At 67.2% G+C, this 15,727-nt stretch carries 14 protein-coding genes; 2 read left to right on the top strand and 12 right to left on the bottom strand.

The annotated features are described in order from the left end of the window. Position 1: 1 nt before the first annotated feature. The 10 genes from WIX39_RS08165 to WIX39_RS08120 form a co-directional block, all read right to left on the bottom strand. Positions 2–976, bottom strand: coding sequence for a Bug family tripartite tricarboxylate transporter substrate binding protein (locus tag WIX39_RS08165; RefSeq protein ID WP_409194847.1), 975 nt, complete (start codon positions 974–976; stop codon positions 2–4). Between the two features lie 47 nt (positions 977–1,023). Beyond that, complete coding sequence (gene tcuB, locus WIX39_RS08160) at positions 1,024–2,208, bottom strand: tricarballylate utilization 4Fe-4S protein TcuB (protein ID WP_106935782.1); 1,185 nt, start codon at positions 2,206–2,208, stop codon at positions 1,024–1,026. Further along, positions 2,195–3,619 carry an FAD-dependent tricarballylate dehydrogenase TcuA gene (gene tcuA / locus WIX39_RS08155; RefSeq protein WP_106935783.1) on the bottom strand — a complete coding sequence of 475 codons (1,425 nt, stop codon included), beginning with the start codon at positions 3,617–3,619 and terminating at the stop codon, positions 2,195–2,197. The genes tcuB and tcuA overlap by 14 nt, the downstream gene beginning before the upstream one ends. A 76-nt stretch (positions 3,620–3,695) precedes the next feature. Beyond that, positions 3,696–4,622, bottom strand: a complete 927-nt coding sequence (locus tag WIX39_RS08150; RefSeq protein ID WP_285413530.1) for a LysR substrate-binding domain-containing protein — start codon at positions 4,620–4,622, stop codon at positions 3,696–3,698. A 102-nt stretch (positions 4,623–4,724) separates the two neighbouring features. Further along, entirely contained in the window at positions 4,725–5,462 is a 738-nt protein-coding gene (locus WIX39_RS08145) for an amino acid ABC transporter ATP-binding protein (protein ID WP_081268420.1), read from the bottom strand. A gap of 148 nt (positions 5,463–5,610) precedes the next feature. Next, positions 5,611–6,279, bottom strand: coding sequence for an amino acid ABC transporter permease (locus WIX39_RS08140; protein WP_172839857.1), 669 nt, complete (start codon positions 6,277–6,279; stop codon positions 5,611–5,613). 1 nt (position 6,280) lies between these two features. Continuing rightward, positions 6,281–7,039, bottom strand: a complete 759-nt coding sequence (locus WIX39_RS08135; RefSeq protein WP_409194846.1) for an amino acid ABC transporter permease — start codon at positions 7,037–7,039, stop codon at positions 6,281–6,283. A 99-nt stretch (positions 7,040–7,138) separates the two neighbouring features. Further along, positions 7,139–8,035, bottom strand: a complete 897-nt coding sequence (locus WIX39_RS08130) for a transporter substrate-binding domain-containing protein (RefSeq protein WP_081268383.1) — start codon at positions 8,033–8,035, stop codon at positions 7,139–7,141. Between the two features lie 153 nt (positions 8,036–8,188). Then, positions 8,189–9,661 (bottom strand): aspartate ammonia-lyase, encoded by a 1,473-nt coding sequence (locus tag WIX39_RS08125; RefSeq protein WP_081268382.1) that lies wholly within the window; start codon positions 9,659–9,661, stop codon positions 8,189–8,191. A gap of 175 nt (positions 9,662–9,836) precedes the next feature. Then, a complete protein-coding gene (locus WIX39_RS08120) occupies positions 9,837–10,823 on the bottom strand; it encodes a LysR substrate-binding domain-containing protein (RefSeq protein ID WP_081268381.1) in 987 nt (328 codons plus the stop codon). A gap of 61 nt (positions 10,824–10,884) precedes the next feature. On the opposite strand from WIX39_RS08120, the gene WIX39_RS08115 reads away from it, so the two are divergent. Next, the gene (locus tag WIX39_RS08115) at positions 10,885–12,327 is read left to right on the top strand and encodes an amidase (protein ID WP_409194845.1); all 1,443 of its coding nucleotides are present in this window, start codon (positions 10,885–10,887) and stop codon (positions 12,325–12,327) included. A gap of 109 nt (positions 12,328–12,436) precedes the next feature. Here WIX39_RS08115 and WIX39_RS08110 read toward each other — a convergent pair whose 3' ends face one another. Continuing rightward, the gene (locus tag WIX39_RS08110) at positions 12,437–13,375 is read right to left on the bottom strand and encodes a 2-hydroxyacid dehydrogenase (RefSeq protein WP_409194844.1); all 939 of its coding nucleotides are present in this window, start codon (positions 13,373–13,375) and stop codon (positions 12,437–12,439) included. 43 nt (positions 13,376–13,418) lie between these two features. Beyond that, positions 13,419–15,251, bottom strand: coding sequence for an ABCB family ABC transporter ATP-binding protein/permease (locus WIX39_RS08105; protein WP_409194843.1), 1,833 nt, complete (start codon positions 15,249–15,251; stop codon positions 13,419–13,421). A gap of 41 nt (positions 15,252–15,292) precedes the next feature. Here WIX39_RS08105 and WIX39_RS08100 point away from each other — a divergent pair, with 41 nt between their 5' ends. Then, positions 15,293–15,718, top strand: coding sequence for an acyl-CoA thioesterase (locus WIX39_RS08100; RefSeq protein ID WP_081268377.1), 426 nt, complete (start codon positions 15,293–15,295; stop codon positions 15,716–15,718). Positions 15,719–15,727: the final 9 nt, after the last annotated feature.

The following is a 15,727-nucleotide window of genomic DNA, read 5'->3' as shown; positions in this document are numbered from 1 at the left end:
GTCAGTTCGCGGTGATCTTGCGGTCGCGCACGATCGCGCTCCACTTGGAATCCTCTTTCCTCATGAAGTCGGTGAGCTCGGCGCGGGTGGTCGGCTGCGGCGTCAGGCCGTGCTTGTTCAGCGCTTCCTTCACGCCAGGATCGGCCAGCACCTTGACGATGGCATGGTTCCAGCGATCCAGCAGGGCCGCGGGCGTCTTGCCGGGTGCCATGAAGGCATACCAGTTGAGGGCTTCGAAGCCGGGGTAGCCCGACTCCGCCACCGTCGGGATGTTGGGCATGTAGGCCGGGCGGGTCAGGCCCGTGCTGGCCAGCGGAACCAGATTGCCGGCCTCGATCTGCGGCAATGCAGTCGGCGGCGCCGAAAAATACGAGGCGATGCGCTGGCCCAGCAAATCTTGCAGGGCCGGGGCGCCGCCTTTGTAAGGCACATGCACCATGTCGATGCCGGCTCGCTGGTTGAACAGTTCTCCGGCCAGGTGGGATGCGGAGCCGGCACCGGTCGAGGCGAAGTCGACGCTGCCGGGTTTCTTCTTCGACAGGGCCACGAACTCGGCCAGGGTCTTCACGCCCAGGCCCTTGTGCACCACCAGCACGTTGGGAAAGTTGACGCCGCCGGAAACCGCGGCCAGGTCCTTGAACGGGTCGTAGCTCACCTTCATGACATGCGGGGCGATGGTCAGCGGCCCGACGGAGCCGAGCAGCAGCATCGACCCGTCGGCGGGCCCCGTGGCCACGTACTGGTGGGCGATGTTGCCGCCGGCGCCCGCCTTGTTGTCGACGATCACCGTCTGGCCGATGTCTTCGCCGAGCTTCCTGGCGATCAGGCGTGCGGCGGCGTCCGCCGCGCCGCCCGGTGCGAAGCCGACCACCAGGGTGACTGGCTTCTTCGGCGGAAAGTCTTGTGCCTGCGCATGCCCTGCCAGGAAGAAGGTGGCGGCCAGGGCCGCGAGGTGCAGAAGTTGTCGCTTTTTCATCGGAGTCTCCTTGGGGTTGTCGTGTTGTCGTTTTGTCGTGTTGCCCGTCAGTCCGAGCCGAGGCCGACGGGGTTTGGCAGGCGCTTCTCGACGGCATGGCGCAGCAAGGCGGCGCTGCGGAAGATGCCGTGGCCGAACTTGCCGTAGGGCATGGTGGCGAACAGCGCCATCACGGCACCCAGATGCACGCACAGCAGCAGGGCCAGGGCGGGGGTGCCGCGGCCGAGCCACAGGGCCAGGCCACTGGCGCTGGTGAGGAACAACAGCGCAATGAAGCCCAGGTCCATGGGCTTTTGAGCCGGGTCGCCGTGCAGCGGATGCCGCTTGCGGTTCAGGTGCCACAAGCCGGCGGTGCCGAGCATCAGGCTGATGCCGCCGGCAACGCCCAGCAGCTTCGGCGGGCTGGGCAAGGCGTAGGGGGCGGCCCAGCCGAAGGCGTAGTGATACAGCGTGGCCACGCCGGTGGCCGCGAAGCACAGCATGAAGCCGTAGAAGGTGAGATGGTGAAAGCGCCTGCGTGCCAGCGTGTAGGCGTCGTCTTCGTTGTGGCAACCGTCGCCGTGGCCGCCGTCCAGATACCTGAGGCGCAGTGCCGCGTCGGCGGCTTCCGCCGCGGCGGGCCCGTTCAGCGGCGCGCCGCTGGTGGCGGGCGTGATGTCGCGCCAGAAGCGCCGCACGCCCATGGCCAGCGCCAGGGTTGCGAACAGGAACACCGGGGCGAACAGGGCGACCAGCAGGTTGTGCGGAAACACGCTGTAGAAGTTTTCGCCCGGCGCCGTTCCCCACAGCCCGCCCTTCATTGCCACGGCGAGCGCCAGGAACAGCGCCAGCGCGCCGGCCAGGGCCAGCGAAAGCGTGAGCCCGTTGCGTTGGTAGAGCGCGCCGAGCGCGGGCGGCCAGGCGTAGTCCATGTAGGTCTGGCCGCGGACCTCGGCCATGGCCCTTGGCACGTTGACGGCAAACTCGTGCGGCGGCGCGTACTGGCAGGCATGCAGGCAGGCGCCGCAGTTGTGGCAGAGGTTGGCCAGGAAGTGGATGTCGGCCTTGCCGAATTCGAGCCGGCGCGTCATGGCCGGGAACACGGCACAGAAGCCCTCGCAGTAGCGGCAGGCATTGCAGATCTGCATCTGCCGGCCGACCTCGCTCTCAGCGCCCGAAAGAATGGGAATGACACGGCGCGGACCTTCCGCGAGCGACCCCGCCTCGCGTGCCAGGGCTTCAAGCGTTTGCATGGTGGATTTCTTTCTGCTTCAGGACCGCGGCCGCGGCCTGCGTGCCGGCAATGCGGCCGAAGGCGGTGCCGATGCTCATGCCGACGCCGGCGGTGTAGCCCTTGCCGAGCACGTTGCCGGCCATCATTTCGCCGGCCACGAAGAGGTTGGGGCTGGGCCGGTCGCCGAAGCGCACGGCGGCGGTGTCATCCACCTTCAGGCCCAGGTAGGTGAAGGTGATGCCCGGGCGCAGCGGGTAGGCGTGGAAGGGCGCGGTGTCGATGGGCCGCGCCCAGTGGGTCTTGGCGGGCGACAGCCCTTCGGTATGGCAGTCATCGAGGGCCGTGTGGTCGAAGCGGCCGACGCGGCAGGCGGCGTTGTAGTCGGCAATGGTGCGCAGGAAGGTCGCCTCGTCCAGGCCGAGCAGGCGTGCCAGCTCGGGCAGCGTGTCGGCGACCGCGCCCGGAAACACGGGAGGCATGAAGCGGCCCACCGCTTTCTGGTCGATGATGGAATAGCCCATCTGTCCCGGCTGCTGGGCTACCAGCCGCCCCCAGATGGCATAGCGCTTGGGCCAGAAGTCTTCGCCTTCGTCGTAGAAGCGGCGGGCCTCGCGGTTGACGACCACGCCCAGCGACACGCAATCGATGCGGGTGCAGATGCCGCCGTCGTAGAGGGGCGCGCGGGCGTCGATGGCCACCATGTGGCCCTGCGAGGGATCACCGACGGAGTCCGCGCCGGCATCGATCAACTGCCTGAGCAGCACGCCCTGGTTGAAACGGGTTCCGCGGATCAGGAAGTTGTCCGCCGGCCATTCGCCGCGTTCGTTGCGGCCCCAGGCCTCGCGCAGCCATTCACGGTTCGACTCGAACCCGCCGGCCGCGAGCACGCAGCTTCTCGCGGCGATCCGTTCACCGCCCTCGGTGCGCACCGCGGTGAAGCGCAGGCCGTCGAGCTCCACGGAAGCCACGGGCGTCTCGTAGCGGATCCGCACCCCGAGGCGCTCGGCGCTGCGGTAATAGGCATTCACCAGCGCCTTGCCGCCACCCATGAAGAAGGCGTTGGTGCGCGCCACGTGCAATGCGCCGGAGAGCGGCGGCTGGAAGTGCACGCCGTGGCTGCGCATCCAGTCGCGGCAATTCGACGAAGCACGGATGACCAGCCGGGCCAGGTGTTCGTCGGTCAGGCCGCCGGTCACCTTGAGCAGGTCCTGCCAGTATTCTTCCTCGGGGTAGGCCTCCACGAGCACGTCCTGGGGACCGTCGTGCATGCAGCGCAGGTTGCGCGTGTGCTGCGAATTGCCGCCGCGCCACGCCTTGGGCGCGGCTTCGAGCAGCAGGACGCTGGCGCCCGCCTCGCGTGCCATCAGCGCGGCGCAAAGCGCGGCATTGCCGCCGCCTACGACCAGCACATCGACCTGTTCATCGCTCACTTCTCGTCTCCTTGTGGGTCGGGAGACTGTAGGCAGGCCACCCTTCAGGCGACAGGCCGGATCGGGCAACAGGTGTTCAGTTTTCGAGAAGACTCGCGCCAGCCCAGCGGCCTTCGCGCACCAGCATGCGCGCGGTGTCGGCCATCACCACCCGGGTGGCCAGCGCGGCCGGCGACAGTTCGTCGTCCGACAGGCTGACCAGCAGGCTGCGCCGGCCCACGTGGTTGTCGGTGATCTGGCTGCTGAGCACATCGTCCGCCGGCTGCCGCGCGAGGGCGGCACCGGGCTGGATGGTGGCGCCCAGGCCGGCGCGCACGGCATCCATCAGCAGCGCCAGGCCGTCGATCTCGGCCACCACCAAGGGCTCGATGCGGGCACGGGCGAAAGCGGAAGTGAGGCTGGCGCGCAGGCCGTGGCCGGCGCTGGGCATGATGAGCGGGACGCCGGCAAGCTGGGCCAGCCGCACCTTCGGACCCGGCGGGCGCTGCGCCAGGCCGACGGCCGCGAGGACGAAGAGCTTTTCATCGAGCAGCGGCTCGATGCTCCAGCGGCGCGGCGTGGCGGTCTCGAACAGCACCGCCAGGTCGAGCTGGCGAGACTGCAGCATGCTGGCCAGGTTGCCCGACAGCGACTCCACCAGATGCAGCCGCACGTCGGGGTAGCGCGCACGCATTTCCCGGATCAGCGGCAACCCGAGCACGGAGGCGGTGGTTGGCGCCAGGCCCACGCTCACATGGCCGGAAAGGCGTGCCTGCTGCGCCGCGCGCACGGCCTCGTCGGCATGGCGGAGCGTGAGCTGGGCCTGCTGCAGGAAGGCCACGCCGGCGTCGGTGGGAATGACGCCGGTGCTGCTGCGTTGGAGCAGCCGGGTGCTGAGCTCGCCCTCCAGGCGGCTGATCTGCTGACTCAGCGCCGATGTCACCACGCCGAGCTCGATGGCCGCGCGGCCCATGCTGCGCAGTTCGCAGACTTTCACGAAATAGCGGAGTTGGCGGAGTTCCATCGCAAGGGGCCGGCAGTCGAGGGCCGGGCATCGAAGAAGTCATCGCGCAATGAAAAAAGCCACGCTGCGGAACAACGTGGCTTGTCTTTCCTGCGCGGCGGATCAGTGCTGCAGGATCTTGTTGAGGAAGTCCTTGGTGCGCGGCTGGCGGTTCTCCGGGTGTCCGAAGAACTCGTCCTTCGGGCAGTCTTCCAGGATGCGGCCGCCCACGTCGATGAAGATCACGCGGCTGGCCACCTTGCGGGCGAAGGCCATTTCATGCGTGACCACCATCATGGTCATGCCTTCCTTGGCCAGGGCCACCATCACGTCGAGCACTTCGCCGACCATCTCGGGGTCGAGCGCCGAGGTGGGTTCGTCGAACAGCATCACGATCGGGTCCATCGACAGCGCGCGGGCAATGGCCACGCGCTGCTGCTGGCCGCCCGAGAGCTGGCCCGGGAACTTGTCCTTGTGCGCCATCAGGCCCACGCGGTCGAGCATCTTCAGGCCGCGGGTCTTGGCTTCGTCGGGCGAGCGGCCCAGCACCTTGATCTGCGCGATCGTGAGGTTCTCGGTCACCGACAGGTGCGGGAACAGCTCGAAGTGCTGGAACACCATGCCGACCTTGGAGCGCAGCTTGGGCAGGTTGGTCTTGGGGTCGTGCAACGGAATGCCGTTGACGGTGATCTCGCCCTTCTGGAAGGGCTCCAGCGCGTTCACGGTCTTGATGAGCGTGGACTTGCCGGACCCCGAGGGGCCGCAGACGACGACCACGTCGCCCTTGGAGATGTTGACGGAGCAGTCGTTGAGCACCTGCACCGGGCCGTACCACTTGGATACGTTCTTGATTTCGATCATTTTTTCGGACATTTTCAAACTCCTGTGAGCAGGTTCATCGCACCGAATGCAGTCGGGGAAACGCCGTGGAACCGGCTTTGCCGGGCCACCGGCGTTGCCCCCTGGAAGGGGGTTGGCGAAGCGACACGAAGTGCGCGAAGACTGGGGGTCATCTGATGATGGCGATTTTCTTGTGCAGGCGCTTCACCAGCCAGGAAAGGGCATAGCACATGACGAAATAGACGACGGCCGCCAGCAGGTAGGCCTCTTCCGGCCGCCCGAAGTTCTTGCCGGCGGTCTCGAAGCCCTTGAGCATGTCGTACGCGCCGATGGCGTAGACCAGCGACGTATCCTGGAAAAGGATGATGGTCTGCGTGAGCAGCACCGGCAGCATGTTCCGGAACGCCTGGGGCAGGATCACCAGCTTCATGTTCTGGCCGTAGGTCATGCCCACGGCCATGCCGGCGGAGACCTGCCCGCGCGGGATCGACTGGATGCCGGCACGCATGATCTCGGAAAAATAGGCGGCCTCGAAGCAGACGAAGGTGATGACCGCCGAGGTCTCCGCCCCGATGGGCCGCCCGATGATGAACGGCACCAGCAGGAAGAAGCCCAGGATCACCATCACCAGCGGCACGGAGCGCATGCCGTTGACGTAGGCGGCCGCGGGAAAGTCCAGCCACTTCTTGCCCGACAGGCGCATGAGCGCAAGCAGGGTGCCGAAGAAGATGCCGCCCAGCGTGGCCACCACCGTCAGGATCACGCTGAAGTAGAAGCCCTTCAGCACATAGGTGCTGATCAGGCTCCAGTTGTAGAAGGAAAAGTCGAGATTCATCATGTCAGTGGCCTCCCGTGCCGCCGGCGGCAACGAAGCCCGGCACGCGCACCTTGCGCTCGATGAAAGTCAGGATGCGGTTCACCAGCATGGCGCTGATGACGTAGAGAGCGATCACGCCGATGTAGATCGGGATCTGCGCCGAGGTCTCTTCACCGGCCTGCAGGTAGAACTGCGTGAGCTCGGGAATGGACACCGCGAAGGCCACCGACGAGTTCTTGAAGATGTTCATCGACTCGCTGGTCAGCGGCGGCATGATGATCCGGTACGCCATCGGCAGCAGCACGAAGCGGTAGTACTGCGGCGTCGTGAAGCCCACGGCCATGCCCGCGTAGCGCTGGCCGCGCGGAAGCGCCTGGATGCCCGAGCGCAACTGCTCGGCGATACGCGCGGACGTGAAGAAGCCCAGCGCGCAGACCACCAGCACGAACGGCGGCAGGTCGCGCATGGGCGGAATGATCTTCGGCAGCACGAAGTACCAGATGAACACCTGGACCAGCAACGGGATGTTGCGGAACAGCTCCACCCATGCGTTGCCGAGCCGAACCAGCCAGGGACTGTCGGGCAGCGTTCGCAGCGTGCCGATGATCGAGCCCACGACGAGCGCCACGAGCAGGGCCGAGAGCGACACGCCCACGGTCCAGCCCCAGGCATTCAACATCCATTGCAGATAGGTCTGGTCCGCTCCTCGCGCAAAGCAGCTTGCGACCACTTCATTGGTGAGCGTGTCCTGGCAAAAGACCGACATGTCCAGGTTCAGCATCCATCCTCCTTCGCGGGTAAGGGCCCGCGCCCATTGCATCGAAAAGCCCGCGTCGGCAGGGTGCCGCGCGGGCTTGGCTTTTTCAGGTCTGGCGCCGCCTTACTTGGGGGCGTAGGCTTCCATGGGCTTGTCGTTCGGGTTGGCCCAGGCGGCCTTGGTACCTTCCGACACCGGCATGTTCAGGTTGACGTTGTTCGGCGGGATCGGCTGGGTGAACCACTTGTCGTACAGCTTGGCGAGCGAACCGTCCTTGATCTGGCGCACGATGCTGTCGTCGACGGCCTTCTTCAGCTTGGCGTCGCCCTTGGGCAGCATGCAGGCGATGGGCTCGACCGACAGCACTTCGCCGACGATCTTGAAGTCCTTGGGGTTCTTCGACTTGGCGGCGTTGGCGGCCAGGATGGAACCGTCCATCACGAACGCATCGGCGCGGCCCGACTCGAGCAGCAGGAAGCTGTCGGCGTGGTCCTTGCCCATGACTTCCTTGAAGTCGACGCCTTCGGCGCGCTTGTTCTTGCGCAGCGTCTGGACGGAAGTGGTGCCGGTGGTGGTGGCCACGACCTTGCCCTTCAGGTCGGCGATGCCGTTGATGCCCGAATTGGCCTTGGTGAGGATGCGCACTTCTTCCACGTAGGTGGTGTAGGCGAAGTCGACGTCCTTCTGGCGGGCCGTGTTGTTGGTGGTGGAGCCGCACTCGAAGTCGATGGTGCCGTTCTGCACCAGCGGCACGCGGTTCTGCGAGGTGATGACCTGGTAGTTGACGGTCAGCGGCTTGCCGAGGTCCTTGCTCAGGTCCTTGATGATGTTCTCGGCCATTTCAGTGTGGAAGCCGACGTACTTGCCGCCGCCCAGCGTGTAGGCCAGGCCGGACGAATCGCGAACACCCAGGTTCACTGCACCGCGCTCCTTGATCTTGGCGAGGGTATCGGTGGCCTGCGCGAAGGCGCCGGATGCCACGAATGCCGTCACGGCCAGCGCGAGCAATTGCTTTTTCATCAGAAAACTCCTTGGGAAATTGAACAGAAAGAAATACATCGAAATTCTAGACACACACTGTTGTTGGGCGCATTGGTAACCACCCCGGTGCACGGTGCACTGAACCCAGTGCTTTCGCGCAGGAGCGGGCGCCCGTCTGGTGCATGAGACCCGTCATGGCGCCGGAGGCAATTGATTAGCAGCCTCCGTGCCCGTCGGCATGGCCGCGGCGGAAACAGATGCTGACAATCTTACAGGTTGCGTCAGGTTTTCCGGCACGAGCAGCGCTTCCATCTCGGCGCGGGTCATGATGCCCAGCGACTCGGCCACCAGGTCGATCGGCCCGCCGGTGGCCAGCGCGGTCTTGGCGATGAGCGCGGCCTTCTCGTAGCCGATGAGCGGATTGAGCGCCGTGACCAGCGTGACCGACGCGCGCACCTGCCTGGCGAGGAACTCCCGGTTGGCCTCGATGCCCTCGACGCAGTTCTTCTGCAGGGTGTTGCAGGCCCGGCTCAGGTGCTGGATGCTCTTGAACAGGCTCCAGCCCATGATCGGCTCGAAGGCATTGAGCTGCAGCTGGCCCGCCTCCGAGGCCATGGTGACCGTGATGTCGTTGCCGATGACCTCGAAGGCCACCTGGTTCATGACTTCCGGGATCACCGGGTTGACCTTGCCCGGCATGATCGACGAGCCCGCCTGCCGCGCCGGCAGCCGGATCTCGCCGAAGCCGGCCTGCGGGCCGCTGGAGAGCAGGCGCAGGTCGTTGCAGGTCTTGCTGAGCTTGGTGGCCACGCGCTTGAGCACGCCCGACAGCTGCACGAAGGCGCCGGTGTCCTGCGTGGCCTCGATGAGGTTGGCGGCCTGCTTGAGCGGCACGCCGGTCTGCTCGGCCAGGTACTGGCATGCGAGGTTGGCGTAGCCGTGCGGTGCGTTGATGCCGGTGCCGATGGCGGTGGCGCCGAGGTTGATTTCCTCGATGAGGGCGCGCGCCTCGCCGAGCCGCTCCTCGTCCTCGCCGATCATGATGGCGTAGGTCAGGAACTCCTGGCCCAGCGTCATGGGCACGGCGTCCTGCAGCTGGGTGCGGCCGATCTTGAGGATGTCCTTGAACTCGAGCGCCTTGGCCTCGAACGCGCGGCGCAGCGAGGCCATCGACTCCAGCAGCCTGCCGATGGCGAACCACAGCGCCAGCCGCACGGCGGTGGGGTACACGTCGTTGGTGCTCTGCGAGGCGTTGACGTGGTCGTTCGGGTGCAGCACGTCGTAGCGCGCCTTCTCGTGGCCCAGCTTTTCCAGCGCGAGGTTGCAGATGACCTCGTTGGCGTTCATGTTGGTGGAGGTGCCGGCGCCGCCCTGGATGACGTCGACCACGAATTCGTCGAGCAGCTTGCCGTCGATGACGTCCTCGCAGGCCAGGATGATGGCGGCGGCGCGGTCGCGGTCGATGGCGCCGAGGTCGGCATTGGCGCGGGTGGCGGCCTTCTTCACGTAGGCCAGCGCGCGCACCAGGTCGGGCATGGCCGAGATGCGGGTGCCGGAGATGGCGAAGTTCTCGACGGCCCGCGCCGTGTGCACGCCCCAGTAGGCGGCGGCTGGAATCTGCTTCTCGCCGAGGAAGTCGTGTTCGGTCCTGAAATTGGTGCTCATACAGGTTCCTCGGCTAAAAAAAAGCACGCGGGTGGCGCGTGCCGTAAAGCTTGCTTGTGACAGCGGCGTTAAAAAACTGCCGCGACTGTAGTGGCCCGGGCCCCGCCGTGCCAATGCCGTTTGCGGGGACGGTCATGCGCGTCATTTATAGATTGTGCGGTGCACAAAAACGCAGTCAGCGCGGCGGCTGGGTGCCGACCAGGTAGGACCACAGCGCGTCCGCCGTGCCCTTGGGCTGCATGCTGTCGAGCGACGACGACTTGGCGGCGCGGCCGGACGCGCCCTTGACCGGCGCCGGCGCGCTCGGCCGCTCGCGGTAGGCGCGGATTTCCATCGTCGCCTCCAGGCTGTCGATCTCGGGCGGCAGCGCGCTCACCAGCTTGCGCGCCTTGATCTCCTTGCGCACCGCGCTCTGCGGCAGGAAGGCGATGCCGTGGCCCTCCAGCGCCATCACCTTCAGGCCCTCGGCCATGTCGGTTTCATAGACGCGGTCGAGGTGGATGGCCGTGCCCGACTCCTTCAGCAGCTGGTCGACGACGCGCCCCAGGTAGGCGCCCGGCGCATAGCCCAGGTACGGCAGCGGCTGGCCGGGGCGGCCCGGCAGCCGGTAGCGCGGCGCGCCGTCGGCGTCGGCCTTGACCCAGGGGGCGACGGTTTCCTCGCCCAGGCTCACCATCTCGTACTTGTTGGCGTCCAGCTGCAGCGGCTGCGAGGGGTGGTGGTAGGCGATCAGCAGGTCGCAGCTGCCCTCCACCAGCCGCAGCACCGCGTCATGCACGTTGAGCGCGATGAGCCGGCTCTTCATGGGGCCGAAGTGCTCGCGCAGCGACGTGACCCAGGCCGGGAAGAAGGTGAAGGCCAGCGTGTGCGGCACCGCGAACTCGATCACGTCCTGTCCGGCGGCCGAATGGCCGCGCAGCATGGCGCGCGTGCTCTGCAGCGACTGCAGCATCTCGATGGCCTGGCTGTAGAGCGTCTGCCCCGCGGGCGTGAGGCGCGTCGGGTACGAGCTGCGGTCGACCAGGTCGGTGCCGGCCCAGCCTTCGAGCGCCTGGATGCGGCGCGAGAACGCCGGCTGGGTTACATGCCTCAACTGGGCCGAGCGGCTGAAGCTGCGCGTTTCCGCAAGGCTGATGAAGTCTTCGAGCCACTTTGTTTCCATACGCGGCGATTATGCGAGCGCCGCGCCATACTGGGCGCCCCCTCCTTTTCCCGCACTCGCCATGCCTTCAGCCGACCTGCTCGACCTCAGCGCCACCGAACTCTCCCGCCGCATCGCCGCGCGCGACGTGTCCTGCCGCGAGCTGATGGCCGCCTCGCTGGCGCGCATCGAGGCGCTGAATCCGCGCTTCAACGCCATCGTGTCGCTGCGCGATCCGGCGCTGTCGCTGGCGGAGGCCGACGAGCGCGATGCCGAGCTGGCGCGCGGCGAACGGCGCGGCTGGATGCACGGCTTTCCGCTCGCGGTGAAGGACCTGAGCCACGCCGCCGGGCTGCCGACCTCGATGGGCTCGCCGCTGTCGCCGCGCTCGCCGGCGCGCACCGACAGCCTGCACGTGGCCCGCGCCAGGGCCGCCGGCGCCATCGTCATCGGCAAGACCAACACGCCCGAGTTCGGGCTCGGCTCGCACACCTACAACCCGGTGTTCGGCATCACGCGCAACGCCTATGCGCCCGAGCGCAGCGCGGGCGGCAGCAGCGGTGGCGCGGCCGTGGCGCTGGCCCTAGGCATGGTGCCCGTGGCCGACGGCAGCGACATGATGGGTTCCCTGCGCAACCCGGCCGCCTTCAACAACGTGATCGGCATGCGGCCCTCGCGTGGACGCGTGCCCGGCGACCCCGAGCAGGAGCTGTTCTTCCAGCAACTGGGCATCGAAGGCCCGATGGCGCGCACCGTGGAAGACGCGGCACGGCTGCTGGCGGTGCAGTCGGGCTTCGACGGCCGGGTGCCGCTGTCGTCGCCGCACGCCCTGCCCTCGCCCGACGCGCTGCAGCTCGACGGCGACGGCAAGGGCCTGCGCATCGGCTGGCTGGGCAGCATCTGGCCCGACCTGCCGCTGGCGCCCGGCGTGCGCGCACTCGGCGAAAAGGCGCTCGGCACCTTCCGCGACATCGGCTGCGAGGTCGAGCCCTGCACGCTCGACGTGCCGCGCGAGCACAACTGGAGCGCCTGGCTGCGCCTGAGGCAACTGCTGGTGGGCGGCAAGCTGGGCGCCTACCTGAGCGACCCGAAGCTGTTCGCGCAGCTCAAGCCCGAGGCGCAATGGGAAATAGAGCAGAGCCGGCACCTCGACGCGGCCTCGCTCTACCAGGCGTCGAACTACCGCTCGAACGTGTACCGCGCGTTTCTCAAGCTGTTCGAGCGCTTCGACTTCGTGCTGGCGCCGACGGCGCAGGTGTTTCCGTTCGACGCCGAGCTGCACTGGCCGGCCGAGGTGGCCGGCGTGAAGAGCGACACGTACCACCGGTGGATGGAGATCGTCACGCCTTTCACGCTGGCGGGGCTGCCGACGCTGAATGTGCGCGCGGGGTTCGGGGAAGGCGGGTTGCCGATGGGGCTGCAGCTTGCAGGGCCGATCCATGCGGATCTGGATGTGCTGCGGCTGGGGCATGCGTATGACCTGGCCTGCGGCTGGGCCGCCAAACGCCCCCCGGTATTGGCTTGACTCCCTCCCCTTCCGGGGGAGGGCTGGGGTGGGGGCAAGCGGCGCTCACCGCAGGCGCCCTGCCCGCCCCCATCCCAACCTTCCCCCAGAGGGGGAAGGAGCAAAGACATCAGACCGGGGTCAGCACGCCGCGCCCCGCGAAGTGCCCTTCGGCATTCGCAAGGAAATGGTCCACCGACTTCTGCGTCGCCTCGGGCGACCATCCGGCCATGTGCGGCGTGAGCAGCACGTTGTCCAGGCCGACCAGCTGCTCCGGCCGCTTCGGCTCGCTCTCGTACACGTCGAGGCCGGCTCCGGCGATGCGGTTCTCGCGCAGCGCCGCGGCCAGCGCGTCGGTGTCGACCACGCTGCCGCGGCCGATGTTCACCAGGTAGCCCTGCGGCCCCAGCGCGTCGAGCACTTCGGTATTGACCAGGTGCTTCGTTGCCGGCCCGCCGGGCGCGGCCAGCACCAGGAAGTCTGCCCATGCCGCCAGCGACTTCAGGTCGTCGAAGTAGCGCTGCGCCACGCCTTCCTTCGGCTTGCGGTTGTGATAGCCGACCTCCATGTCGAAGGCCGCGGCGCGCTTGGCGATCTGCTGGCCGATGGTGCCCATCCCCAGGATGCCCAGCTTCTTGCCCGACACTTTCGGCGGCTGCGGGATGGCTTCGCGCCACACGCCTTCGCGGCACAGCCGGTCGAGCTTGCGGAACTCGCGCACGATGCTGATCAGCAGGCCGAAGGCGTGGTCGGCCACGCAGTCGTCGTTGGTGCCGGCGCCGTTGGCCGTCACGATGCCGCGCGCGCGCGTCACCTCGAGCGGCAAGCCTTCGTAGCCCGCGCCCATGCAGCAGATCAGCTCCACCGCCGGCATGGCCGCAATCTCCTCGGGCGTGATGCCGATGACGCCGATCGTCAGCACCGCGCGGAATTTCTTGCCGTGCTCTGCAATGGCGGCCGCGCGCTCGGCCGCGCCGAAGGCGTAGGTCATGTCGTAGACCTCGCCGATCTGGGCCTGGTGGGCGCTCGAGAGGCTGCTGAGCACCAGCAGGGGAATCTTGGTCGACACGTATGAACTCCTGGAATCGATGGAAATGTGACGAATGATCGCGCTAGAGCATCGGAACCGCTTCGCTCTTCTGCAAAGCCCACATCTGCGCGTAGCGGCCCTGCCTGGCGAGCAGCTCGGCATGCGTGCCGCGCTCGACGATCACGCCCGACTCCAGCACCAGGATCTCGTGCGCGTCCACCACCGTCGACAGGCGGTGCGCTATGACCAGCGTGGTCTTGTCCTGCGCGGCGCTCTTGAGCTCCGACTGGATGGCGCGCTCGTTGGCCGAGTCGAGCGCCGAGGTGGCCTCGTCGAAGATCACGATCGGCGGGTTCTTCAGCAGCGTGCGCGCAATGGCCACGCGCTGCTTCTCGCCGCCGGAGAGCTTGAGGCCGCGCTCGCCCACGGTGGTGTCATAGCCCTTGGGCGTGGCCACGATGAAGTCGTGGATGCGCGCGGCGCGCGCGGCGGCTTCCACTTCTTCGCGGCTCGCGCCCGGGCGGCCGTAGGCGATGTTGTATTCGACCGTGTCGTTGAAGAGCACCGTGTCCTGCGGCACGATGCCGATGGCGCGGCGCACGCTGGACTGCGTCACTTCGCGGATGTCTTCCCCCCCGATGGTGATGCGCCCCTGCTGCACGTCGTAGAAGCGGTACAGCAGGCGCGCCAGCGTCGACTTGCCCGAGCCCGAAGGCCCGACCACCGCCACCGTCTTGCCGGCCGGGATCTCGAAGCTCACGTGCTTGAGGATGGGCCGGGCGGGCTCGTAGGCAAAGCTCACGTCCTCGAAGCGCACGGTGGCGTCGGCGCCGGCCAGCGGCTGCGCACCGGGCGCGTCGCGCACCTCGCGCTCCTTTTCCATCAGCACGAACATCTTGTCGAGGTCGGTCAGGCTCTGCTTGATCTCGCGGTAGATCACGCCCAGGAAGTTCAGCGGAATGTAGAGCTGGATCATGAAGGCGTTGACCATCACCAGGTCGCCCAGCGTCATGCGCCCCTCCACCACGCCCGAGGTGGCGCGCCACAGCATCAGCACCAGGCTCACCGCGATCAGCAGCTGCTGCCCGGTGTTGAGCATGCTCAGCGTGCGCTGGCTCTTGATGGCGGCCTTGCGGTAGCGGTCGAGGCTGGCGTCGTAGCGGCCGGCCTCGAAGTCTTCGTTGTTGAAGTACTTGACGGTTTCGTAGTTCAGCAGCGAATCGACCGCGCGGCTCTGGGCCACGGAGTCGAGCTCGTTCATGGTCTTGCGGAACTTGGTGCGCCATTCGGTCACCGTCACGGTGAAGGCGATGTACAGCACCAGCGCGGCGGCCGTGATCCAGACGAACAGCGAATCGAACTTCACGCCCAGGATGGTGAGCACCAGCACCAGCTCGATGATGGTCGGCACGATGCTGTAGAGCGACATCGAGATGAGCGAATGCACGCCGCGCGTGCCGCGCTCGATGTCGCGCGTCATGCCGCCGGTCTGGCGCTCCAGGTGAAAGCGCAGGCTCAGCGCGTGCAGGTGGCGGAACACCTCCAGCGCGATCTGCCGGGCCGTGCCCTCGGTGGCCTTGGCGAAGATCAGCTCGCGCAGCTCGCCGAACAGCGAGGTCGAGAAGCGCAGCAGGCCGTAGGCCAGCAGCAGGCCGATGGGCACGATGAGCAGCGCCTGGGCCATGTCGGGCTTGGGCGTCATGGTGTCGACCAGGTTCTTCAGCAGCACCGGCACGCCGACGTTGGCCACCTTGGCGCCCACCATGAAGGCCAGCGCGGCGGCCACCCGCCACTTGTACTGCCAGAGGTAGGGAAACAGGCGGCGCAGCGTCGCCCAGTCGGAACGGTCGCTGCGCTCCGGCGGGTGGCCGGAGACGGGGTGGGAGGGGGGAAGGGCTTCGCCGCTGCGGCGCATGGGAGACAATCGTGGTTGCTTGTTTGTTCCAGATTGTGCCCATGTCAGATACTTCCAGCGCCGCCGCTGCCGCCACCCTCAAGAGCCTGCCCACCGACATGGAGCTGGTGCTCAAGGTCATTCCGATGCCGGCCGACTGCAATGCCAACGGCGACATCTTCGGCGGCTGGGTCATGGCGCAGTGCGACCTGGCCGGCTCGGTGATCCCCGCGCGCTACGCCAAGGGCCGCCAGGCCACGGTGGCGGTGAACGAGTTCATCTTCAAGCAGCCGGTGCGGCTGGGCGACATCCTCTCGTTCTATTCGAAGCTGGTGCGCATCGGGCGCACCTCGGTCACGGTGACGGTCGAGGTGTTCGCAGAGCGCTTCCGGGCCCAGGGCGAGTACATCAAGGTGACGCAGGCGACCTTCACCTACGTGGCCATCGACGACAACGGCCGCCCGCGCCCCATCGAACAACAGCCCTGATCGGGCAGG

It is taken from the genome of Variovorax sp. AB1(2024) (assembly GCF_037482385.2).
Taxonomy (GTDB): Bacteria; Pseudomonadota; Gammaproteobacteria; order Burkholderiales; family Burkholderiaceae_C; genus Variovorax.
The sequence above is the reverse complement of the archived record's forward strand: the minus strand, read 5'-3'. Positions and strand labels throughout refer to the sequence as shown.